This window comes from Pseudoduganella sp. HUAS MS19, assembly GCF_053615455.1.
The window spans coordinates 2021102-2044791 of record NZ_CM132133.1 but is presented as its reverse complement, the minus strand read 5'-3'; the positions used below and the strand labels follow the sequence as shown (position 1 = coordinate 2044791).

At 62.6% G+C, this 23690-nt stretch carries 21 protein-coding genes; 8 read left to right on the top strand and 13 right to left on the bottom strand.

What is annotated here, in order from left to right; all coding sequences use genetic code 11:
• Nucleotides 1–6 precede the first annotated feature (6 nt).
• The 5 genes from lapB to cmk form a co-directional block, all read right to left on the bottom strand.
• A complete protein-coding gene (gene lapB, locus ACWBU6_RS09390) occupies nt 7–1182 on the bottom strand; it encodes a lipopolysaccharide assembly protein LapB (RefSeq protein ID WP_452648537.1) in 1176 nt (391 codons plus the stop codon).
• Nucleotides 1183–1189: 7 nt separating this feature from the next.
• Nucleotides 1190–1495: a LapA family protein gene (locus ACWBU6_RS09385; RefSeq protein ID WP_452648536.1), complete on the bottom strand. Its 306-nt coding sequence runs from the start codon at nt 1493–1495 to the stop codon at nt 1190–1192.
• Nucleotides 1496–1672: 177 nt separating this feature from the next.
• Nucleotides 1673–1978, bottom strand: a complete 306-nt coding sequence (locus ACWBU6_RS09380) for an integration host factor subunit beta (RefSeq protein ID WP_028100433.1) — start codon at nt 1976–1978, stop codon at nt 1673–1675.
• 16 nt (nt 1979–1994) lie between these two features.
• Nucleotides 1995–3671: a 30S ribosomal protein S1 gene (gene rpsA, locus ACWBU6_RS09375; protein WP_155453574.1), complete on the bottom strand. Its 1677-nt coding sequence runs from the start codon at nt 3669–3671 to the stop codon at nt 1995–1997.
• A gap of 72 nt (nt 3672–3743) precedes the next feature.
• Nucleotides 3744–4412 carry a (d)CMP kinase gene (gene cmk / locus ACWBU6_RS09370; protein ID WP_452648535.1) on the bottom strand — a complete coding sequence of 223 codons (669 nt, stop codon included), beginning with the start codon at nt 4410–4412 and terminating at the stop codon, nt 3744–3746.
• 289 nt (nt 4413–4701) lie between these two features.
• On the opposite strand from cmk, the gene ACWBU6_RS09365 reads away from it, so the two are divergent.
• From ACWBU6_RS09365 to ACWBU6_RS09340, 6 genes are all read left to right on the top strand, one after another.
• A complete protein-coding gene (locus tag ACWBU6_RS09365; RefSeq protein WP_452648534.1) occupies nt 4702–5010 on the top strand; it encodes a hypothetical protein in 309 nt (102 codons plus the stop codon).
• A gap of 87 nt (nt 5011–5097) precedes the next feature.
• The gene (locus tag ACWBU6_RS09360; RefSeq protein WP_452648533.1) at nt 5098–6171 is read left to right on the top strand and encodes a radical SAM protein; all 1074 of its coding nucleotides are present in this window, start codon (nt 5098–5100) and stop codon (nt 6169–6171) included.
• Nucleotides 6168–7349: a JmjC domain-containing protein gene (locus tag ACWBU6_RS09355; RefSeq protein ID WP_452648532.1), complete on the top strand. Its 1182-nt coding sequence runs from the start codon at nt 6168–6170 to the stop codon at nt 7347–7349. Before ACWBU6_RS09360 ends, ACWBU6_RS09355 begins: the two co-directional genes overlap by 4 nt.
• Before the next feature lies 1 nt (nt 7350).
• On the top strand, nt 7351–8628 hold the full coding sequence (locus ACWBU6_RS09350) for an HlyD family secretion protein (protein ID WP_452648531.1): 1278 nt from the start codon (nt 7351–7353) through the stop codon (nt 8626–8628).
• The gene (locus ACWBU6_RS09345; protein WP_452648530.1) at nt 8625–10787 is read left to right on the top strand and encodes a peptidase domain-containing ABC transporter; all 2163 of its coding nucleotides are present in this window, start codon (nt 8625–8627) and stop codon (nt 10785–10787) included. The genes ACWBU6_RS09350 and ACWBU6_RS09345 overlap by 4 nt, the downstream gene beginning before the upstream one ends.
• Entirely contained in the window at nt 10784–12451 is a 1668-nt protein-coding gene (locus tag ACWBU6_RS09340; RefSeq protein ID WP_452648529.1) for a S41 family peptidase, read from the top strand. Before ACWBU6_RS09345 ends, ACWBU6_RS09340 begins: the two co-directional genes overlap by 4 nt.
• Before the next feature lie 9 nt (nt 12452–12460).
• Here ACWBU6_RS09340 and aroA read toward each other — a convergent pair whose 3' ends face one another.
• From aroA to gyrA, 8 genes are all read right to left on the bottom strand, one after another.
• Nucleotides 12461–13792, bottom strand: coding sequence for a 3-phosphoshikimate 1-carboxyvinyltransferase (gene aroA / locus ACWBU6_RS09335; RefSeq protein WP_452648528.1), 1332 nt, complete (start codon nt 13790–13792; stop codon nt 12461–12463).
• A 9-nt stretch (nt 13793–13801) separates the two neighbouring features.
• Nucleotides 13802–14773: a prephenate dehydrogenase gene (locus ACWBU6_RS09330; RefSeq protein ID WP_452648527.1), complete on the bottom strand. Its 972-nt coding sequence runs from the start codon at nt 14771–14773 to the stop codon at nt 13802–13804.
• Nucleotides 14766–15884, bottom strand: coding sequence for a histidinol-phosphate transaminase (gene hisC / locus ACWBU6_RS09325; RefSeq protein WP_452648526.1), 1119 nt, complete (start codon nt 15882–15884; stop codon nt 14766–14768). The genes ACWBU6_RS09330 and hisC overlap by 8 nt, the downstream gene beginning before the upstream one ends.
• Nucleotides 15885–15905: 21 nt before the next feature.
• Complete coding sequence (pheA, locus tag ACWBU6_RS09320; RefSeq protein ID WP_452648525.1) at nt 15906–16979, bottom strand: prephenate dehydratase; 1074 nt, start codon at nt 16977–16979, stop codon at nt 15906–15908.
• Nucleotides 16979–18061, bottom strand: a complete 1083-nt coding sequence (gene serC, locus ACWBU6_RS09315; RefSeq protein WP_452648524.1) for a 3-phosphoserine/phosphohydroxythreonine transaminase — start codon at nt 18059–18061, stop codon at nt 16979–16981. The genes pheA and serC overlap by 1 nt, the downstream gene beginning before the upstream one ends.
• A gap of 19 nt (nt 18062–18080) precedes the next feature.
• Nucleotides 18081–18587 carry a DUF2059 domain-containing protein gene (locus ACWBU6_RS09310; protein ID WP_452648523.1) on the bottom strand — a complete coding sequence of 169 codons (507 nt, stop codon included), beginning with the start codon at nt 18585–18587 and terminating at the stop codon, nt 18081–18083.
• A gap of 9 nt (nt 18588–18596) precedes the next feature.
• A complete protein-coding gene (locus tag ACWBU6_RS09305; RefSeq protein WP_452648522.1) occupies nt 18597–19127 on the bottom strand; it encodes a DUF2059 domain-containing protein in 531 nt (176 codons plus the stop codon).
• An 86-nt stretch (nt 19128–19213) separates the two neighbouring features.
• A complete protein-coding gene (gene gyrA / locus ACWBU6_RS09300; RefSeq protein WP_452648521.1) occupies nt 19214–21835 on the bottom strand; it encodes a DNA gyrase subunit A in 2622 nt (873 codons plus the stop codon).
• Between the two features lie 263 nt (nt 21836–22098).
• Here gyrA and ompA point away from each other — a divergent pair, with 263 nt between their 5' ends.
• Together ompA and ubiG are read left to right on the top strand one after the other, a co-directional pair.
• Complete coding sequence (ompA, locus tag ACWBU6_RS09295; protein ID WP_452648520.1) at nt 22099–22821, top strand: outer membrane protein OmpA; 723 nt, start codon at nt 22099–22101, stop codon at nt 22819–22821.
• Nucleotides 22822–22977: 156 nt separating this feature from the next.
• A complete protein-coding gene (gene ubiG / locus ACWBU6_RS09290) occupies nt 22978–23673 on the top strand; it encodes a bifunctional 2-polyprenyl-6-hydroxyphenol methylase/3-demethylubiquinol 3-O-methyltransferase UbiG (protein WP_452648519.1) in 696 nt (231 codons plus the stop codon).
• Nucleotides 23674–23690 lie beyond the last annotated feature (17 nt).

The window sequence follows — 23690 nt, the reverse complement described above, 5'->3', positions numbered from 1 at the left end:
ACACCTTTAATTCATCACGTTGAGTTCTTCGGTGCGGCGCGGCGGGTAGGAATCCCAGCGGCTGCAACCAGGGCAGTGCCAGTAGAACTGGCGGGCTTTGAAGCCGCAGTGGCTGCATTGGTAGCGGGCCAGCTTTTGCGTGTAGCCATGCACCAGGTTCTTCACCATCGACAGCTCGGACAGCACGGCAGCCGGCGCATCCATCATGCGCGCTTCCAGCAGCTTGTCCAGGCCGAGCAGGGTCGGGGTACGGCGCAGTTCGTCGAGCACCACTTGCTTGGCCGCGTCCACCCCTTCCAATTCGATAACGGCCTTGAACACCACTTCCAGCAGGTCGATCGAGGAAGCCTGTTCCAGGTAGGACTTCAGCAGGCTGACGCCTTCCTGCGGGCGGCCGACTTTGCGGTAGCCGTCCATCAGGCGCGTTGCGACCAGGGCGGTGTGCGGTACGGATTGCTGTTCGACGCGGCGCCAGGTGACCAGGGCGGCTTCGGTGTCGCCTTTGGCCAGTTGCGCGTCACCGCACAGGATGGTGGCGCGCACGCTGCTGCGGTCGGCCTGCAACGCTTGTTCCAGCAGGCTCTCCGCTTCTTCGGGCTTGATGTGCACCAGCGCGTCCTGCGCCAGTTCGCAGTAAAACTGCGAGATTTCCTTCTGGCGCGAGCCGGCGCCGGCTTCCTGCAACGCGAGCGCGGCTTCGATGGCACGCTTCCATTCCTTCTCGCGCTGGTAGATTTCCAACAGCGCCCTGCGGCCTTGCACGGCGTAGGAGGTATCGAGCAGGCGGGTGTAGGTTTCTTCGGCGCGGTCCAGCAGGCCGGCCTTCAGGTAATCCTGGCCCAGCTCATATTCGGCGTGGGCGCGCTGTTCGGCCGGCAGGTCGGGACGCGACAGCAGGTTCTGGTGCACGCGGATGGCGCGCTCCGTTTCGCCGCGGCGGCGGAACAGGTTGCCCAGTGCGAAATGCATGTCGGCCGTTTCTGGGTCGAGCTTGACGATCTCGATGAAGGAGTCGATGGCCTTGTCCGGCTGGTCGTTCAGCAGGTGGTTCAGGCCACGGAAATAACCGCGCGGCAGGGTGCGCGATTCGGACACCACGGCGCGGATATCGACGCGGGCGGCGATCCAGCCGAGGGCAAACATTGCTGGGATGCCCAGCAGCCACCAGAGTTCAAAATCCATATTTCTCTTATTGCTGGGTGTTGATGCTGTCCGGCAGCGGGCGCTCGTTCACTTGCATGGCCGCGGTCTGCAGGGATTGGATGGTGGATTTCTGCTTGTTCGATTCGCGGCGTTGGCGGAACAAGGTGGGAGTCAGCGCCAGGATGCACAGGGCGGCGCCGGCCACGAAGAAGGCCAGCAGCATCAGCACCAGCGGGCCGCGCAGCTCGTAATTCAGGAACAGATGCAGGTCGACTTCCTGCGTGTTTTTTAACGCAAAACCAAAGAACAGGACGAACAGGACAACGCCGAAGGCGGTGGAAATAAATTTCATTCTTGCTTCCTATCTTTAAAACCGGTAAACCAGTGTCTGACCCTTAGGGTCAGACACTTGGCCCGCGGCAGCTGCAGGCTAGTGTCAGGCACTTGTGCCCGACACTGGCTTACCGGTTCTAACAACAAAAAAAGGGGCAGGCAAATGCCCGCCCCTTCATTCTACTGTGCCAGAGACTCAGTCCTCAATGATCGGTTGCCCGACCATCGCATCGACCCGCTCGCGCAGCTGCTTGCCAGGCTTGAAGTGCGGCACCCGCTTTTCAGGGACCATCACCTTGTCGCCGGACTTCGGATTGCGTCCAATGCGTGGCGGCCGCGAATTCAGGGCAAAGCTGCCAAAACCACGGATCTCGATGCGCTGGCCGTCGGCCAAGGCGTTGGTCATCGCATCGAGAATGGTCTTGACGGCATACTCCGCATCTTTGGCCACCAGCTGGGAATAACGCTCAGCCAGTCGGTTGATCAATTCGGACTTAGTCATCTAAGTGCTCGGTAGATTAGTTCTTGTTGTCGAACTTGGCTTTCAGCAGCGCACCCAGGCTGGTGGTGCCGGAAGCGGCGCTGGAATCAGCGGCCATCTTCGACATCACTTCAGCAGTTTCTGCGTTGTCTTTAGCTTTGATCGACAGCTGGATCGAACGTGCCTTGCGATCGATGTTGATCACCAGGGCTTCCACGGAATCACCAACCTTCAGGTGGGTGCCGGCATCTTCCACGCGGTCGCGGGAGATTTCGGAAGCGCGCAGGTAGCCTTCAACTTCTTCGGACAGGGCGATCACGGCGCCTTTTGGCTCAACCGACTTAACGGTACCGGTCACCAGGGAGCCCTTGTCGTTCATGGCTGCGAAGTTGTTGAATGGATCGCCTTCCAGTTGCTTAACGCCCAGGGAAACGCGCTCACGCTCAACGTCGATTGCCAGAACCACGGCTTCCAGTTCGTCACCTTTCTTGAACTTGCGTACGGCTTCTTCGCCGGACTCGGTCCAGGACAGGTCGGACAGGTGCACCAGGCCGTCGATGTTGCCTGGCAGGCCGATGAACACGCCGAAGTCGGTGATCGATTTGATTGCGCCCTTGACCTTATCGCCCTTCTTGTGGGTCATGCCGAAGTCGTCCCAAGGGTTTGCCTTGCACTGCTTCATGCCCAGGGAGATACGACGACGCTCTTCGTCGATTTCCAGGACCATCACTTCAACTTCGTCGCCCAGCTGAACGACTTTGTTCGGAGCCACGTTCTTGTTGGTCCAGTCCATTTCGGACACGTGAACCAGGCCTTCGATGCCCTGTTCAACTTCAACGAACGCACCGTAGTCGGTCAGGTTGGTGACTTTACCGAACAGGCGGGTGCCTTGTGGGTAACGACGGGACAGACCGGTCCAAGGATCGTCGCCCAGTTGCTTCACGCCCAGGGACACACGGTTCTTCTCTTGATCGTACTTCAGGACCTTGGCGGTGATTTCCTGGCCAACGGTCAGCACTTCCGATGGGTGACGCACACGACGCCATGCCAGGTCGGTGATGTGCAGCAGGCCGTCGATGCCGCCCAGGTCAACGAACGCACCGTAGTCGGTGATGTTCTTGACGACGCCGGTCACCACGGTGCCTTCTTTCAGGGTTTCCATCAGCTTCTGACGCTCTTCGCCCATCGAAGCTTCGATGACGGCGCGGCGGGACAGCACAACGTTGTTGCGCTTGCGGTCCAGCTTGATAACCTTGAATTCGAGGGTCTTGCCTTCGAATGGGGTGGTGTCCTTGACTGGACGGGTGTCTACCAGCGAACCTGGCAGGAAAGCGCGGATGCCGTTGGTCAGAACGGTCAGGCCGCCCTTGACTTTGCCATTGACGGTACCAACGACGATCTCGCCGGATTCCATTGCTTTTTCCAGTGCCAGCCACGATGCCAGGCGCTTGGCCTTGTCACGGGACAGGATGGTATCGCCGAAACCATTTTCCAGCGATTCGATGGCCACGGAAACGAAGTCGCCTACTTTGACTTCCAGTTCGCCTTGGTCATTCTTGAATTCTTCAACAGGAATGAAAGCTTCCGATTTCAGGCCTGCGTTAACGATCACAAAGTTGTGGTCCAGACGCACGACTTCAGCGGAGATCACTTCGCCAGAGCGCATGTCTTGACGCGACAGGGACTCTTCGAAGAGGGCTGCAAAACTTTCCATTTATTTATTTCCAGGTTAGCCAGTAAGGCCCGCACAATGCGGCTTCAACTGGGTTGAGGGTTGAACAAAAATTTACTTGTGGGTGGCGGCCCACCATTTCAACACCTGCTCGGCCGCTTCATCAGCGTTCATGGCAGACGTATCGAGGATGTGCGCCCCCTCTGCCGGTGCCAGCGGCGCAATGGCCCGGTTCATATCCCGGTCGTCGCGCGCTTTCAAATCCATCAGCAGGTCTTGCATACTAGCAGAAATTCCCTTTCCGATCAATTGCTTATAGCGACGATCGGCGCGCGCTTCCACGGAGGCGGTCAAAAACACCTTGAGCGGGGCGTGCGGGAAGATCACCGAGCCCATGTCGCGCCCGTCGGCCACCAGGCCAGGCGTCTTGCGAAAACTCAGTTGCAGCCCGTAAAGCGCCTGGCGCACGGCGGGCAGCGCGGCGATTTTTGATGCCGTGTTGCCAACTTCCTCGGCGCGAATGGCATCGGTAACGTTTTCCTGCGACAGGTAGATGGCGTCGCCGGCGAAATGAATGTTCAGGTGCTCGGCCAACTTGGCCACGGCATGCTCGTCGTTCAGCCTGGTTTCGCGGCGCAAGGCCTGCAGCGCGGTCAGGCGGTACAGGGCGCCCGAATCGAGCAGGTGGAAGCCCAGCTTGTCAGCGACCTTGTGGGCCACGGTGCCCTTGCCGCTAGCGGTCGGGCCGTCAATGGTGATTACAGGAATAGTAGATGTTGGCATCAGGACTCGATCATGATGGCCGCAGCCGATCTCAGCGCAGCTTAAGGCAAACCCGCATGATAACCGATCCAAAGCGGGCCACGTGGGCGCACGCGGCCGATGTTGCCAAATTGAAATGAAATCTTTATAATAATGCCCTCTTTCAGCCAGCCATCCATTCGGCCAGCACGCCTGCCCGACTCCCGCCAGCTTCCCCGTTCGCAAAAATTGCCCGGTTTTACCGGGTCATACCTAGCCAGCCAGCCGTCGCCAGCTAGTTAATTTTTTATTAACTATTGAAGCTATACTTATGAGCGACAAATTAATCAATGTAAAGAAAGTCACTTCCCAAGTTGAATTCGATGAGTTCGGCGGTTACCAGCTGACCGAAGTGCTCGACCACGATGTGTTGGAAGCCGTAGGCGGTGGCGTTGACGTCAACATCAAGCCATCCCTGCCTTCGATCACGATCAACATCCCGTGCCGGACAACGACCACCAATAACTGTCCGCCACCGTCGCCGCCGACTCCGCCAACGCCGCCGGCCAGCGGCCCGACGCCTACTCCGCCGAAGAAGGAAGAGGAAAAGAAAAAGGATGAGGACGGCGACGGCGAATAAGCGCCGGCCCACGTCTGTAGCGGTGCCTTAGGGCACCTGTGCATGGGTTCCCGGGAACCCATGCTTGTTCGAAATGCTGCCAATCCCATGCGTGACCTGAAAACCCAAACCGTACTGTCCTCGCTCGATCCGCGCGCGATGGAACTGATCCTGTACCCCACCGAGCAATGCAACTTCCGTTGCACCTATTGCTATGAAGATTTCGCGCTGGGCAAAATGGCCCCGCATGTGGTGGCCGGGGTAAAAGCCTTGATCGCCCGGCGCGTGCCGGCGATCCGCTCGCTGAGCCTGTCGTGGTTCGGCGGCGAGCCGTTGCTGGCCAAGGAAATCATTTATGACATCTGCGAGTTCGCCCAGACCGAATGCGCCAGCCACGGCGTGAGCTTGCGCGGCGACATCACGACCAACGGCTATTTCCTGGACCTGGAAACGGTGCGCAAGCTGAGCGCCTACGGCCAGGCCAACTTCCAGGTTTCGCTGGACGGATACGGTGCGGCGCATGACCAGACCCGCAAGCTGATGTCCGGCGGCCCGACCTTTCAGCGCATCTGGGCCAACCTGCTGGCCCTGCGCGACGCGCAGCTGGAATTCCACCTGATGTTCCGTCTGCACCTGACCACGGACAACCTGGCATCCATCGAGGTGCTGGCCGCGGTCTTGCGTCAGGAATTCCTGCACGACCAGCGGTTTTCCGTCTTTGTCAAAACCATCGAAAACCTGGGTAATGACGCCGCCCAGCCGCTGCTGATTCCGCGCCTCGAGCGCCAAGCGGCCCACGCCCGCATCGCCGCCGCGCTCGGCCATCAAGCCGCCCCGGCGGATGGGCCGGGCGGAGCGGCGGCAACGCCGGCCGCAGCCGCGCCGGCGGCCAGCGCAGCGCCCGCGCCTGCCGCCCCGACCATCTGCTACGCCGCCCGTCCGAATTCGCTGGCCGTGCGCGCCAATGGCACGGTACAAAAGTGCACTGTGATGATGAACCATGACATCAACCAGCTCGCCACCCTGCAGGCCGATGGCAGCATGCGCCTGGACCGCGACAAGATGGCGTACTGGATGCGCGGCTACGACCACGACAACCTCGACGAACTGAAATGCCCCGCTCACGGGGCCCCAACCGCCGCGCAGAAGAAGGTCATCCCGATCAGCGTGGCCACTGCATGAACTTCTTTGAATACCGAACCATGATCCAGTTTTCGCTCACCCAAGACACCTTCGCCCAAGAATACCGGGAGCGCCGCTTCCTGCTGCTGCGCGGCGCCGCCGACGTGGCCGGCTTTTCCCTGTCCGACCTGGACGGCATCCTGCACGGCACCGAACCGACCGCGCCCTTCCTGCGCCTGCACAGCGGCGGCGGCTTCGTGCCGGAAGACCAGTTCGTCGAAGTCTTCAACGACATCGGCAGCACGCGCCGCCGCATCATCCGCCCGCGCCTGTACGGCATGCTGCGCGAAGGCGCTACCCTGATACTGAACCGTGTCGACAACCGCCACCCGCTGTTGCGCACCCTGTGCCTCGATGTGGCGCAGTTCACTGCGCAAAATACGCTGGGCAACGGCTATGCCGCGTTCGGCCACAAGGCTTCGTTCGGCAAGCACTGGGATTGCCACGATGTGTTCGCCGTACAGCTGTATGGCCGCAAGCGCTGGCAACTGTTCAAGCCCACCATGCAGCTGCCCTTGTCGCACCAGACCAGCGCCCACGCCAAGGCCGACTGCCCGACCGAAGCTGAACTGGACATCATCCTGGAACGCGGCGACGTGCTGTACATCCCGCGCGGCTGGTGGCATTGCGCCACGCCGATCGGCGAACCCACCTTCCACGTTGCGATCGGCGTCCATCCGCCGGTCGTCAGCGAATACCTGAGCTGGGTGTGCGGCAACAAGCTGGCCGAGCACCTGAATTGCCGCCGCAGCCTGTCGTTCACCGAGGATAACCACGCCCATGTGCTGGCGGCGCTGGAGGATTTGCTGCACGAGGCGCGCGACGCGGCCAACCTGGCCGAATACCTCGGCCTGATCGGCGCCTCCGACCGTGTCCAGACCCCGTTCAACCTGGCCGCGGCGATTGGCCAGGTCAGCCCGGCGCTCACAGCGGACAGCCTGGTACGCCTGAACGCGGTCTATCCGCGCCGGGCAGATGGCGCCGGCGGCTTGATCATCAACGGTGAACAGGTCGCGCTCAGCGATTCGCTGCGGCCAGTGCTGTCGGCGCTGGCCGCTGCCGCGGGCCACTGCCTGCCGCTCTCGCAACTGCCGGACGCCGGCGAACGGCCAGCCAGCGACGTGGTGCGCGAACTGTTGGCGCTCGACCTGGTGCAAGTCACCGGCACGGCGGGCTGAGATGGCGCAGTTCCGCCATCAGGCTTTGCAAGCGCAACGCCGGCCGGCCGACATCTTCGGCGAAGTGGTGCTGCATAGTCCCCTGCACCACCGTGTCTTCGGCATCGGCGGCGCGGCCGTGGCGCTGGCACTGCTCCTGTCGCTGGTCTTCGGCCAGTATGGCCAGCGCATCACGGTGGCTGGCCAATTGCTCCCGGCCCAGGGCCTGGTGCGCATTGCCGCCCCGCTCAGCGGTACGCTGCTGGCCAGCCACGTGAGCAATGGCCAGCAGGTGGCAGCCGGCGACGTGCTGTTCACACTGGCCGACGCGCGCTATACCGCCAATGGCAGCGAAACGGTGGCCAGCCTGCGCCAGGCCATCGAAGCGCGCCGCGGCGCCCTGCAGACGGAGATCGCAGCCAGCAAAGCCATTCGCGGCCAGGACGCGGCCAGCCTGCGCAGCCGCATCGCCGGACTGGAAGAGCGTGGCCAGATTCTGCAGCGCCAGCTGCAACTGGCACGTGCCCGGCTGGTCCTGAGCGAGCAGGCGGCCGCGCGCTTTGAACAGTTGTCCGGCAGCGGCTTCGCTTCTCCGGAACAGCGGCGCGTGAAAAAGCAGGAAGAGCTGGACGACGCGATGGCCGTTGCCGCGTTGCAGAAACAGGGCCAGGAAGTCGCCGACGAACTGGCCGGCGCGAGGCGCCAGCTGGCCGCCCTGCCCTGGCAGCACGACAAGGAGCAAGCCACCCTGGCGCGCAGCTACCAGGAAATCGAGGAGCAGCTGGTGGCCACCGAGAGCCAGCGCCGGGCCACCGTGGTGGCGCCCATGGCCGGTACCGTCACCGGCATCATTGGCGCCGCCGGCAACCTGCTGACGCCAGGGCAGGCCATCGCCACCCTGGTGCCGCAGGACGCCACGCTGCAGGCCAACCTGTACGTGCCAAGCCAGGGTATCGGGCTGCTGAAGCCGGGCGCCGCCGTCTACCTGCGCTACCGTGCCTTCCCGCACCAGAAGTTCGGCCTGGCCAAGGGTACCGTGCTCGACATTTCAGCCAGCCCCTTGCGCGCCGATGAACTGGACAATCGCATGCGCCTGGCCGAGCTCACCAGCGCCAGCAGCGGCGAACCGGTGTACCGCGTGCGCGTCGCGCTGGCCAGCCAGACCGTCCAGGCGCAGGGCCATGCCATACGCCTGCTGCCCGGCACCCTGCTCGATGCCGACATCACCCTGGACCGTAAACCCCTGTACCGCTGGATCCTCGATCCCTTGGACAAACTTGCCGCACGAGCCAATTCATGAGTTCCATTACACAAGCCATCGGCGAACTGCATTTTGGCGCCTTCGGGCGCTTGCCGATGGTGCACCAATCCGAGCTGGCCGATTGCGGCCTGGCTTGCCTGGCCATGGTGTCCAGCTACCACGGCGCCCATGTCGACCTGATCGAGTTGCGCCAGCGCTTCAGCGTATCGATGAAGGGCATGCCGCTGGCCGGCCTGATCCGCGCCGCCAACGCCATGGGCATGGCGGCCCGTCCCTTGCGCTTGGAGCTGGAGGCTTTGCCGCAACTGAAGCTGCCCTGCGTCTTGCACTGGAACTTCAACCACTATGTGGTGCTGCGCAAGATCAAGGGCAACCGGCTCTACCTGCATGACCCGGCCATCGGCGCGCGCAGCGTGACGCTGGAGGAAGCCTCCGCCTCCTTCACCGGCTACGCCGTCGAGCTGTGGCCCAATCCGGGCTTTGCCGCCAAGCCGCGCAAACCGCGCGTGCCGCTGCGCGCCGTGCTGGGCCAGTTGCATGGCTGGCAGCGCCCCTTTGCCATCGTCATCGCGCTGGCCCTGGCGCTGGAAGTCATTGCGCTGCTGTCGCCGCTGTTCATGCAGTTCGTGCTGGACGAAGTGATCCCGGCCCACGACCAGGCGCTGCTGGTGCTGCTGGCCGTGATGTTCTGTCTCCTGTACCTGACGCAGAACCTGCTCAGCATGATGCGCTCGGCCGTCCTGCTGCACGCGAATACCCTGTTCAGCATCCAGGCGCGCGCCAACCTGTTCCAGCACGTGCTGAACCTGCCGGTCGGCTTTTTCCTGCGGCGCAGCCTGGGCGACATCGCGTCGCGCTTCGCCTCGGTCGACGTGATCCAGCGCACCGTCACCTCGGCCTTCATCGAATCCGTACTGGACGGCTTGATGGCAGTGGCGACCCTGGTGCTGATGCTGCTGTACAGCCCGCAACTGGCCGCCATCTCGCTGAGCGCGCTGGCCCTCTACATCGGCGGCCGGCTGCTGTGGTACTGGCCGCTGCACTCGGCGACGGAGCAACAGATCGTCAGCGCCGCCAAGCAAAACACCCACTTCCTCGAGTCGCTGCGCGGGGTGCGCGCGGTCAAGCTGTTCGCGCGCACGGAACAGCGTCACGCCAGCTGGCTGAACCTGCTGGTGCGCCAGATCAATGCCGACTTGCGCACGCAATACCTGCACATGCTGTATGGCAGCGCCAACAATGTGCTCTTCACGTTTGAGACGGTCCTGGTGATTTACCTCGGGGCCATGGCGGTACTCGATGGGGCCATGTCGGCAGGCGTGCTGCTGACATTCCTGACTTACAAGGCCCAGTTCGGCGGCCGCCTGACTTCCCTGGTCAACAAGTACTTCGACCTGAAGATGCTGAACCTGCAGCTGGACCGGGTGTCGGACTTCATCAACGAGCAACCGGAACCTTCCTCCCCGCCCTTCGACGAGGCCACAACGCCGCCATGCGATGCCAGCGTGCAGGTGCGCGGCCTGAGTTTCCGTTACGGCGAGCATGAAAAAGAAGTGCTGTCCGACGTCAGCCTGAACGTCGCGGCCGGCGAATTCGTGGCCATCGCCGGCCCCTCCGGCTGCGGCAAGTCGACGCTGATCCAGGTGATCCTCGGCGTTTACCGGCCGACCAAGGGCAGCGTGCGCATTGGCGGCATCGATGTCGCGACGCTTGGCATGCGCCGCCTGCGCGAAATGGTCGGCACCGTGATGCAGGACGACGACCTGTTTGCCGGCACCATCGCGGAAAATATTTCCTTCTTCGACGAGAAGGTGGACATGGAATGGGTCGCCGACTGTGCCCGCCTCGCCGCCGTGGACGAAGAGATCGAAGCCATGCCGATGAAGTACCACACCTTCATCGGCGATATGGGCAGCGTGCTGTCCGGCGGACAAAAACAGCGGATTTTGCTGGCGCGCGCTCTGTACAAGCGGCCGACGCTGTTGCTGCTGGACGAGGCGACCAGCCACCTGGACGTCATGCGCGAACGGCAGGTCAACGACGCGATTGCCGCGCTGCGCATCACCCGTATCATCGTCGCGCACCGCCCTGACACGCTGGCTTCGGCCGACCGCGTCGTGCAGTTCAAGGACTTGTCGAACGCAGCCGGCGCCGCCGCGGCCCTGATGCCAGCAAACGCGCAAGGACAGGCCGCATGAAGCAGCTCGCCATCAGCGCCTTAGCGCTCCTGCTGGCACTGGCAACGCCCTGTGCCGGCGCGCTGCCGCAAGCGGCCATCGACAAACTGCTGGCCGACTCGCGTGCCGATCGCGCCACGCCAGCGGCCCTGCGCCGGGCCACCCGGTTTCTGGAGCGTGCCGTGCGCCTGGCCGACAAGGCCACGGAACCCGGCTGGCAATGGCAAGCGGCAGCCTTGCGCTGGGAACTGGCCAGCCTGTACGCGCGGCTCGGCGAGAAGGAGAGCGCCTTGGACCTTCTTGAACAGGCGCAGCAAGTGGCATGGCTGCCGCAGTTCGGCAACGAATATGCCTCCGATCCGGACTTTTCCGCCTTGCGCGCAGAGCCGCGCTTCGCGCGCCTGCTCGCTGTCGGCGCCATGCCGCAGCGCCTGTATGGCGGCGTGGCGCTGGCCAGCCCTTACAGTGAACAGTTGGATGCCCAACAGCGGGTGGCCGGCGTGTCGCTGTTATGGTCGGAGGCACGCCATGGCTTTGCCCATTTCGGCAACGTGCCGGAACTGGACTGGGATGCGCTCTATCGCGACACCCTGCAGCAGGTGCTCGAGACCGGGGATAGCGCGGCCTACTACCGCCTGCTGATGCGCATGGCGGCCCAATTACGCGATGGCCATACCAGCGTCCTGCCACCGCGCGAGCTGACCGCGCATTTCTTCAGCCGCCCGCCCTTGCACGCCGCGCTGGTCGGCGCGCGCCTGCTCATTACCGAGGTGGGCGACAAGACCCTGGCTGACCGCCTGCGGCCCGGCGACGAAGTGTTGGCGATCGATTCCGTGCCTGTATTGCGCTACCTGGACGAAACCGTGGCCCCGCTCGTCAGCGCATCCACCGGACACGCGCGGCGCAGCCTGCTGGCCGACCATGCATTCGATGGCGACGCCGCACAGCCGCTGCGCCTTCGCCTGCGCGACAGCCAGGGCCGGGAGTACGAGGAAGTGCTGGCCCGCCGCCGTCCGGAGCAGCAAGCGGCGCCCGCCGTTCGCCAAGCTGTCATGCTGCCGGGGCAGCTGGCCTATGTGCCCATCGACAGTTTCACCGACGGCCAGAGCCTGGCGCTGTTTGAGCAATTCCTGCCGCAGATCCTGCGCGCCAAAGGATTGATCGTCGACCTGCGGCGCAACCGTGGCGGATCAGGGCTGGAGGCACTGCAAGTACTCAGCTACCTGACGCGCCGCGCGATCCCGCTGGAGCAGGCTTACGCCCGCCGCGGCGAAAGCATGGCGCGCGCCGGCGGACAACCGGCGATCTACTGGGAGCGGCTGGACCGCGGCGACGCCTACCGGCTGCCGCGCCGGCATGTCTTCGACGGGCCCGTCGTCGTGTTGACCGGACCACATACCTTGTCCGCCGCGGAAGACTTTGTGGTGTCGTTCCAGGCCATGAAACGGGGCATGCTGGTCGGGGAAGCGACCGGCGGCAGCACCGGTTCATCGCTCAGCTTCGCCCTGCCGGGAGGCGGCTTGGCCCAACTGTGCGTCAAACTGAACCGCCTGCCGGACGGCGGCCAACTGGTCGGCAAAGGCGTGGAACCGGACGTACCGGTAGCCCAAAGCGAGGACGATATCCGCCACGGGCGGGATGCCGCCCTGGAGCGGGCGGCATCCATATTGCGCACCAAACGTTAGGCTGGCGCCTCAGCCCACGCGCCTGCCGGCGATGGTAGCGAAGGTCCTGAAGTACTCCGGGAAGGTCTTCGCCACGCATTTCGGATCGTTGATGCGAACCTTGGTGCCCTGGCGGATGAAGCCGTCCAGCGACGCCAGCGAGAAGCACATGGCCATGCGGTGGTCGTCATACGTATCGATGGCGGCCGGCAGCAGGGTGGCCGGTGGCGTGACGGACAGCCAGTCGGCGCCCTCTTCCACCTTCGCGCCCAGCTTGCGCAGTTCAGTTGCCATCGCCGACAGGCGGTCCGTTTCCTTCACGCGCCAGGACGCGATGTTGCGCAAGGTGGTGGTGCCCTCGGCATACAACGCGGCGACAGCGATGGTCATGGCCGCATCCGGGATGTGGTTGAAGTCCATGTCGATTGCCTTGAGAGGGCCGGCGGCGCTGGCTTCGATCCAGTTGTCGCCCATGACGATGGTCGCGCCCATCTGTTCCAGCGCCTGCGCGAAACGCACATCGCCCTGGATCGAGTCGCGTCCCACGCCCTGCACCCGCACCGGGCCGCGCCCAATGGCGCCGGCAGCCAGGAAGTAGGAGGCACTGGAAGCATCGCCTTCAACGTGAATGGTGCCGGGGCTCTGGTACGTCTGGCCAGCCGGGATCGTGAACGAGGACCAGCCGTCCTGCTCCACCACAGCGCCGAAGCGGCGGATCAGGTTCAGGGTGATTTCGATGTAAGGCTTGGAAATGAGCTCGCCTTGCACCTCGATGGTCACGGCATGTTCGCGCGCCATCAGCGGCGCCACCATCAGCAGCGCGGTCAGGAACTGGCTCGACACATCGCCGCGCACCGACAGGCGCTGCGACTTGAATTCGCCGGTGCGGATGTGCAGCGGCGGGTAGCCCTTGTTCATGGTGTATTCGATGTCGGCGCCGGCGGCGTTCAGCGCGTCGACCAGGTCGCCGATCGGGCGCTCATGCATGCGCGGCACGCCGTGCACTTTGTAGTCGCCGCCGATCACGGCCAGCGCCGCGGTCAGCGGGCGGATCGCGGTGCCGGCGTTACCCATGAACAGGTCGGCGCTGCGCAGCGGCCAGCTGCCCTTCACGCCCTGCACCACGTGCACGGTGCTTTCGCCTTCTCGGTGTTCAGTCCACTCCACGCCCAGCGAGCGCAGTGCGGCCAGCATCACGGCGGTATCGTCGGAAGCCAGCAAGTCGATGACGCGGGTTTCGCCTTCGGCCAGCGCGGCCAGCAGCAGGATGCGGTTGGAGATCGATTTCGAGCCGGGCAGGCGCACCGTGCCCTCGGCATGGGCAACCGGCAGCAAGTCGAGGTAATGCGGATAATCAGTCATGCGTGTTCCTTATTCTGCCGCCGCGTCTTTGGGCTGCGGCGGCTCAGCCGCCTCGATGGTCTCGATCCATTGCCGGCGCGCGCGTTGGGCGTTGGCATAGGTGGCTTCCAGGGCGGCGGCGTCGCCAGCGGCAAGGCTGGCGCGCAAACGGGTTAATTGTGCCAGATAGGCATCCAGCTCAGTCAGGAGTGCGGCCTGGTTGGCGAGGCTGATATCGCGCCACATTTCAGGCGAGCTGCCGGCGATGCGGGTGAAGTCGCGGAATCCGCTGGCAGCATATTGGAACAGCAAATCCGAGTGGGGCTTGCGCTCGATGTCGTCTACCAGCGCGTAGGCCAGCAGGTGGGGAAGATGGCTGACGGCGGCGAACACTTTGTCGTGATCTTCCGGGGTCAGGGTGTGGATAACGGCGCCGCAGGCTTTCCAGGCGTCGGCTACGCGCTCGATGGCGGCTGGTGCGTTTTCGGCAAGAGGCGTGAGGACGGTTTTTTTGCCTTTGTACAGGTCGACGATGGCGGCGTCGGGGCCGTTGGTTTCGCGGCCGGCGATGGGGTGGCCGGGGACAAATTGGCTGACCCTCTCGCCCATGACGGCACGGGCGGCGGCGACCACGTCGGATTTGGTGCTGCCGGCATCGGTGATGACCGTTGCGGCGTCCAGGTGCGGCAGGATCGATGTCAGGATGCGGGATGTCTGCGCGACTGGTGCGGCCAACAGGATCAGGTCCGCGCCGGCGATTGCCTCTTCAAACCGGGAAACCGGTGTCTGACCCGCAGGGTCAGACACCGGTACGCGGCGGCCGCTGGCCGGGGTACCGGTTTGCGCGGCCGAGTCGATGATGCCCAGCTCGAGAGCCCGAGACAGGAACGCCTCCGACCGGTCGACGCCTACGATATGCTTAACAGCGCCAGCCTGCTTCAGCCCTCGCGCAAACGAGCCGCCGATCAGGCCAACGCCAAAGATAACAACCTTATTAAGCACGGTCCTCCGCCAGCGCCTTGCGCAGCGCAGAAATCAGCACCGCATTCTCTTGCGGCAGGCCGATGGAAATACGCAGCCACTGCGGCAAGCCATAGTTGCCCACCGGGCGCACGATCACGCCCTGCTTCAGCAGCGCCAGGTTGATGCGCGCACCTGCCGCATCATCGGCACCCACGCGCACCAGCACGAAGTTGCCGTAAGACGGCACGTACTCCAGTCCCATGTCCTTGAACGCTTCCACGAACTGCTGGTAGCCGGCAGCGTTGTTGGCCGCCGACTTGTCCAGGAATTCCTTGTCGTTCAGCGCCGCAATCGCCGCAGCCTGCGCCAGCGAATTGACGTTGAACGGCTGGCGGATACGGTTCATCAGGTCGGTCACTTCCGGCTGCGCCAGCGCGAAGCCCACGCGCAAGCCGGCCAGGCCGTACGCTTTGGAGAAGGTACGCGACACCAGCAGGTTCGGGTACTTCTTGACCCAGGCTGCGGACTCGTACTGGTCTTCCTTCTTCAGGAATTCGTTGTATGCCTCGTCCAGCACCACGACCACGTGCGCAGGCACCTTCTGCAGGAAGGCCTCGATCTCGGCGCCGGTCACGAAAGTGCCGGTCGGGTTGTTCGGGTTGGCGATGAACACCAGCTTGGTGTCCGCTTCAATCGCGGCAGCCATTGCGTCCAGGTCGTGGCCGTGATTCTTGGCCGGCACAACGATGTGGCGCGCGCCGATGCCCTGGGTCGCCAGCGCGTACACGGCGAAGGAGTATTGCGAGTAGACCACGGACTGGCCGCGCTCAACGAAAGCGTGGGCGGCGATCTCCAGGATGTCGTTGGAGCCGTTACCCAGGGTAATCCAATCCATCGGCACATCGTAGCGTTTGGACAGGGCCGTCTTCAGGTCGAAGGCGTTAGCGTCAGGGTAGCGGCCCAGTTCAGCGGCGGCAGCGGCCATGGCCTTCTGCGCCGATTCCGGCACACCGAACGGGTTCTCGTTCGATGCCAGTTTGACGATGGACTCTTCCTTCAGGCCAAATTCGCGCGCCACTTCGGAAATAGGCTTGCCAGCCTGGTATGGGGCGATTGCACGAACGTATTCAGGGCCGTAATTCTTGGACATGGATCTAATCTCTTTTAAAGGTCAGGTGAGGCTGGTCGGGTAAGAGCCCAGCACTTTGAAGAAGGCAGCATTGTCCTTGAGTTCAGCCAATGCCTTTGTCACGGACGGGTCTTGTACGTGCCCCTCTACGTCTACATAGAAATAGTATTCCCAGGTGCCGATGCGGGCCGGGCGCGATTCGAAACGGGTCATCGACACGCCGTGTTTGGCCAACGGCGCCAGCAGCTGGTACACCGCGCCTGCCTTGTTCGGCACCGCCAGCACCATCGAGGTGTGGTCGCGGCCGGACGGGTTGGTCTGCAGGCTGCCGATCACCACGAAGCGGGTGCGGTTGTGCGGGTCGTCCTGGATGTGGGCGTTGACAACGCCTAGGCCGTATTGCGCGCCGGCGTGCTCGCTGGCGATGGCGGCGATCGTCGGGTCGTCGCCGGCCATGCGCGCCGCTTCGGCATTCGAGGCCACGGCGCGGCGCTCGATATGCGGGTAATTCTGGTTCAGCCACACCTGGCACTGGGCCAGCGCCTGCGAATGGGCGCAGATCACCTGCACGCCTTCCATGGTGCCGGTCCTGGTCATCAGGCTGTGGTGGACGGCGATGGCGATCTCGCCCGAGATCAGGCAAGGCGTCGCCAGCATCAGGTCCAGCGTGCGGTTCACGGCGCCTTCGGAGGAATTCTCGACCGGCACCACGCCAAAATCGGCGGTACCGGCTTCGGTGGCGCGGAACACTTCGTCGATGGAGGCGCATGGAATGCCGTCCACTGCGGTACCGAACTGCGCGTACACGGCCTGCTCGCTGAAGGTGCCGGCCGGGCCGAGATAGGCCACGGTCACACGGCGCTCCAGCGCGCGGCAGGCCGACATGATTTCGCGGAAGATGGTCTGCACTTCGCGTCCACCCAGCGGGCCCGGGTTGCGGTCGGCCACGCCACGCAGCACCTGGGCTTCGCGCTCGGGGCGGAACACGGGCGCGTTGGTCTCGGCCTTGACGTGTCCGACTTCCTGCGCCACTTTGGCGCGCTCGTTGAGCAACGCCAGGATTTGCGCGTCGATCGAATCGATCTTCTCGCGCAAAGGTTTCAGTTTATCGCTCATTATCTGCCTGCAAATTCGTTGAGGTAGTCGACCAGCGCTTGCACGCCCTCGATTGGCATCGCGTTATAAATCGATGCCCGCATACCACCGACGGACTTGTGGCCCTTCAGCTGCAACAGCCCGCGCGCCTTCGCACCGGCCAGGAATGCTTCATTTTTCGATTCGTCGCGCAGGTAGAACGGGATGTTCATGCGCGAACGGTATTCTTTTGCGACGCGGTTCTGGTAGAAGTCGTCGGCATCGAGCGCTTGGTACAGCAGCTCGGCTTTCTCGATATTACGCTTTTCCATGGCGGCCACGCCGCCCTGCTTCTTCAGCCACTGGAACACCAGGCCGGCGATATAGATGCCGTAGGTCGGCGGCGTGTTGTACATCGATTCATTATCTGCCACGTTCTTGAAATCGAAGGCGGATGGGCAGAATGGCAGTGCCTTGCCGATCAGGTCAGCGCGCACGATCACCACGGTCACGCCGGCCGGGCCGATGTTCTTTTGCGCGCCGCCGAAGATCACCCCGTACTTGCTGACGTCCACTGGGCGCGACAGGATATGCGACGACATGTCGGCCACGATATCGGTATCGCCCTGCACGGTCGGCACGAAATTGAACTCAACGCCATCGATGGTCTCATTGGTGCAGACGTGCAGGTAGGAGGCCCCGGGGGTCAGCTTCCAGTCCGCCTGGTCCGGCACGCGGTCGAAACCGGTCGCCTGCGACGAGGCCGCCACGTTGACACGGGCATAGCGCCCCGCTTCCTTGATCGACTTGCTGGACCAGGAGCCGGTCTGGATGAAATCGATGGTGCTGTCAGCGCCGCCGCACAGATTCATCGGCAGCACGGCGTTCTGCGACAGGCCGCCACCCTGCATGAACAGGATTTTGTAATTATCCGGCACGGACAGCAGCTCGCGCAGGTCGCGTTCGGCTGCCTTGTAGATGGAAATGAATTCAGGGCCGCGATGGCTCATCTCCATGACGGACATCCCACTGCCCTGCCAGTCCAGCATTTCAGCAGCCGCCTGTTGCAGCACTTCCTTTGGCAGCACGGCCGGGCCGGCAGAGAAATTGTAGATGTTCGCCACGTCAAGACTCCTTACTTATTCACTTAGTTTGCTCAACCACGCGCTTGGCGCGCTCCTGCACCAGCTTTTGCGCCGCCTGGGCGCTTTCGCCCATCAGTACTGGCATGACTTCCAACGATTTCTTGCCGACCGGGCTGCGGTAGAAGGCCGTCAGGGCCTTCACGTCTTCCTGCGTGAAATGGCGTGCGTACAGCGGCACCACCTGTTTGTACAGTTCATCGACCAGCTTTGGATCGTTCAGATCCTTTTGCAGGGCGGCGGTGATTGCCGGCATGCGGCGCTCCACATTGGCCAGTTCCGCCTTGCGCTGTTCGTCGTTGAGTTTCGGATTATTGCGCGCCATGGTTTCCGCGCGCATGCGCAGGACCTGGGGCAAAGCCTTCGCCAGGTTTTGCAGCGAAGTGGCCATATTGGCGCGCGCGCCAGTGGTTTCCATCAGTTCGCGGATGGAAGCTTCGCTAGCCGGCGCGGCTTGGACGGCGGCAGCGAAAGCGAAACCTGCAACGGCGAAGGCGATCTTCCTCATGCTTGCTCCTTATTTTTTACGGAACTGCTCCATTGCTTTCTGAATGCGCGGCATGGTTACGCGCTGGCCAATCGCCATCGATTCCGCCATCACTTGCGGCATCAGCTGCATGCTCTTCGTGCCGACAGGCGTGCGGTAATAGGCTGCGATCTGTTTCAGTTCGTCGGCGGTGAAATGGCGCGAATACAGGGCGATCATTTCGGCCTCCATATCCGCCATCAGGCCAGGATCGCTCAGGACCCCAGCCACCGCCTCCGCCATCTTGGGCAGTTCGCCTTCCATTTTCAGCAGCGCTTCCCGGCGCTGGGCATCGGTCAGGCTGGTGTCGGCCTTGACCGTGGCTTCGACCTGCTGGCGCATGATGCCCGGCAAGGTCTTGGACATCTGGTCCATCGATGCCTTCCACATGGTGCGGTAGTTCATCGCGTCGAGCAGCTCGCGTACAGCAGCGGCATTGGCCGGCGCGGGCGCCTGGTCAGCGGCAAATCCGCCTTGAGCCAGGGCAAAGGAAGCGATCAAGGCTACGACGATTTTCTTCATTGTTTATTCGTTTTCCGAGTTTGGTAGGTTATAAAAACTAACGGGCCCGGCCTGATCGCTCAGACGGGGCCCGTTGCGGGTCAGCCTTATTCGGCTGCTTCGCCGCCTTCCGCCTCAGCTTCCGGCTCGTCCGCGTCCGCTTCGACAATGCGCTGCAAGCCCGAGAGCTTGGTGCCGTCCTCCACCGCAATCAGGGTCACGCCCTGGGTCGCCCTGCCCATCTCGCGAATCTCCGACACACGGGTGCGGATCAGCACACCGCCGGTCGTGATCAGCATGATCTCGTCGGTCGCCTGCACCAGGGTCGCCGCCACCACCTTGCCGTTACGCTCGGAAGTCTGGATCGCGATCATGCCCTTGGTGCCGCGGCCGTGGCGGGTGTACTCGGTGATCGGGGTACGCTTGCCGAAACCGTTCTCGGTTGCGGTCAGTACCGACTGCTGCTCGTTCTCAGCCACCAGCAGCGCGATCACGTTCTGGCCCTCTTCCAGGTTCATGCCGCGCACACCGCGCGCGGTACGGCCCATCGGGCGCACATCGTTTTCGTCGAAGCGCACTGCCTTGCCGGAATCGGAGAACAGCATCACGTCGTGCTTGCCGTCAGTCAGCGCAGCACCGATCAGGAAGTCGCCATCATCCAGGTCGACCGCGATGATGCCGGCCTTACGTGGATTGGAGAAGTCCTTCAGCGGGGTCTTCTTCACGGTACCCAGGCTGGTCGACATGAAGACGTAGTGGTCTTCCGGGAAGGTGCGGTTTTCACCCGACAGCGGCAATACCACGGTGATCTTCTCGTTATCCTGCAGCGGGAACATGTTCACGATCGGCTTGCCGCGCGAGGTGCGCGAGCCTTGCGGCACTTCCCATACCTTCAGCCAGTACATGCGGCCGCGGTTGGAGAAGCACAGGATATAGTCGTGGGTGTTGGCGATGAACAGCTGGTCGATCCAGTCTTCATCCTTGGTTGCCGCAGCCTGTTTGCCGCGGCCGCCGCGCTTCTGGGCGCGGTATTCGGACAGCGGCTGGGCTTTCATATAGCCCATGTGCGACAGGGTCACCACCATATCCTGCGGCGTGATCAGGTCTTCCGTTTCGAGGTCGGTCGCATTGTTCTCGATAGTCGAGCGGCGCGGATCCTTCTCGCCGAACTCCAGCTTGGAGGCGTTCAGTTCGTCGGTAATGATCGCGGTCACGCGGGCCGGCTTGGACAGGATGTCCAGCAGGTCGGCGATCAGCGCCATCACTTCCTTGTACTCGTTGACGATCTTGTCCTGTTCCAGGCCGGTCAGGCGCTGCAGGCGCATTTGCAGGATTTCGCCTGCCTGGTCGTCGGACAGCTTGTACAGGCCATCGGGCTGCATGCCGTAGTGTTTCGGCAGGTGCTCAGGACGGAAGGCTTCGATACCGCCCTGGCCTTCTTCGCCGGTACGCTTCAGCATCTCGCGCACCAGGGACGAATCCCAGGCCTTGTTCATCAGTTCCTGCTTCGCGATCGGCGGCGTCGGCGCAGCCTTGATGATGGCGATGAATTCGTCAATGTTCGCCAGCGCCACTGCCAGGCCTTCCAGCACGTGGCCGCGCTCGCGGGCCTTGCGCAGTTCGAAGATGGTGCGGCGGGTGACGACTTCGCGGCGGTGCGACAGGAAGGTGGCCAGCAGGTCCTTCAGGTTCATCAGCTTCGGCTGGCCGTCCACCAGGGCGACCATGTTCATGCCGAAGGTGTCCTGCAACTGGGTCTGCTTGTACAGGTTGTTCAGCACCACTTCCGGCACTTCACCACGCTTCAGCTCGATCACCACGCGCATGCCAGACTTGTCGGACTCGTCGCGGATGTCGGAAATGCCTTCCAGCTTCTTGTCGCGCACGTTCTCGGCGATGCGCTCCAGCAGGGACTTCTTGTTGACCTGGTATGGCAGCTCGTCCACGATGATCGCGGTGCGGCCGCCTTCCTTGCCGTATTCCTCGAAGTGGGTCTTGGCGCGCATGACCACGCGGCCGCGGCCGGTGCGGTAGCCATCGCGCACGCCAGACACGCCGTAGATGATGCCGCCGGTCGGGAAGTCCGGCGCCGGGATCAGTTCAATCAGCTCGTCGATCGAGCAATCGGGATTGGACAGCACGTGCAGCGCGCCGTTGATCACTTCCGTCAGGTTGTGCGGCGGGATATTGGTTGCCATGCCCACTGCGATACCGGAGGAACCGTTGATCAGCAGGTTAGGAATCTTGGTCGGCAGGACGGTAGGCTCTTTCTCCTTGCCGTCGTAGTTGGGGGCGAAATCGACGGTTTCCTTGTCGATGTCGGCCAGCAGCTCGGTCGAGATCTTGTCCAGGCGGCACTCGGTGTAACGCATCGCCGCGGCGTTGTCGCCGTCGATGGAACCGAAGTTGCCCTGGCCGTCGACCAGCATGTAGCGCAGCGAGAAGTCCTGCGCCATACGCACCAGCGTGTCGTAAATCGACGCGTCGCCGTGCGGGTGGTACTTACCCATGACTTCACCCACAACACGGGCGCATTTCACGTAAGGGCGGTTCCACACGTTGTTCAGTTCGTGCATCCCGAACAGGACGCGGCGGTGTACAGGCTTCAGACCGTCACGAGCGTCCGGCAGAGCTCGGCCAACGATCACGCTCATGGCGTAATCGAGGTAGCTCTTGCGCATCTCTTCTTCGAGGGAAATTGGGATTGTTTCTTTTGCGAATTGATCCATTGGCGGGTCGATCTAGTGTCTAGGCGTACAAGCCTGCGATTTTAGCATGGCGCCAAGGCTGCCGGACGAAAGTCATTGGGTTGACACAAATGCACCGTATTATGGTCCTTGCGTTGCAACAAAACAACATTTTGGTCAAATGCGCGAAACTGGCCTTTTCCTCCAGTTTTGATGCAGTTTTGCGAAATATGGCAAAATGGTCGAGAAACTAATGAAATACCTAGTTTTATTAGCGTTACCCCCCGATTAAGGAAAAGACCAATATGAAGAAACTCCTCGCCACCGTGTTTGCTGCGTCTTCCGTTCTGGCCGGCCCTGTGCTAGCACAAGACAAGCCAACCGCTCCTCCGTTCGCACCAGTAACCCAGGACATCAAGACCGCGACGCCTAAGAGCGCCTATGTGCAGGATGCCCGCGGCGTTATCGCCCGCAATCCATTTGGCCTGTGCTGGCGCACCGGCTACTGGACCCCGGCCGACGCCGTGCCAGGTTGCGACCTGCCGATCTGCACCCCGCCGGAAGAGCTGAAAGATGGCAAATGCGTGCTGCCGCCAGCACCAGTGGCACCTGAGCAACCACCAGTCGCCGTACCGCCAGTTGCGGCCCCGGCAGCTCCTGCCGCAGTACCGACCGCTGAGAAAGTTTCCTTCGCGGCCGACGCCTTCTTCGACTACGACAAGGCCGTGCTGAAGCCGGAAGCCAAGGAAAAACTGGACGAAATGGCCGACAAGCTGAACGGCATTAACCTGGAAGTGATCATCGGCGTCGGCCACACCGACTCCATGGGCACCGACCAGTACAACGACAAGCTGTCGCTGCGCCGTGCGGAAGCCGTGAAAGCGTACCTGCTGAGCAAAGGCGTTGAAGCCAACCGCGTGTACACCGAAGGCAAGGGCGAGAAGCAGCCAGTAGCGGACAACAAGACCGCCGAAGGCCGCGCCCAGAACCGCCGCGTGGAAATCGAGGTTGTCGGCACCAAGAAGTAATTCCCGGCGCATCAGCGCTATCGCAGCCCCGCCTTGAGCGGGGCTTTTTTGTCCACCCTGGGGTCAGGAACCAAAGCGGACATTTTCCTTGACCTGGGAAAATGTCCGCTTTGGTTCCTGACCCCAGGGTGGACATTTTTCCAGTATCATCCCGGCATGAACGCCGACCCATTAGAACTGCAAAAATTCAGCGAACTGGCCCATCACTGGTGGGATCCCACGTCCGAATTCAAACCCCTGCACGAAATTAATCCGCTGCGCCTGGAATGGATCAACGCCCGCGCCCCGCTGGCCGGGAAGAACGTGATCGATATCGGCTGCGGCGGGGGCATCCTGTCCGAATCCATGGCCCGCAAAGGCGCCAAGGTCACCGGCATCGACCTGTCCGAAAAAGCCTTGAAAGTAGCCGATCTGCATAGCCTGGAATCCGGCGTGCAAGTGCGCTACAAGCTGATTGCCGCCGAGGAAATGGCAGCGCAGGAAGCCGGCCAGTACGACGTGGTGACCTGCATGGAAATGCTGGAACACGTGCCGGACCCAGGCGCTATCGTGCGCGCGGCTGCCACCCTGGTAAAACCGGGCGGCCATGTATTTTTCTCAACCCTCAACCGCAACCCGAAAGCCTACCTGTTCGCGGTGATCGGCGCCGAATACCTGCTGCGCATGCTCCCCAAGGGCACGCACGATTACGAAAAGTTCATCACTCCAGCTGAACTGTCGCAATATGTGCGCACTGCTGGTTTGCAAGTAGATGCCTTGAAAGGCATGGGCTACAATCCGCTCACCAAGGTCTACTCCCTGAACAACGACACCAGCGTTAATTACCTGGTGGCCTGCACCCGCCCTGAATAAAGCCAGGCGGCCTGCGC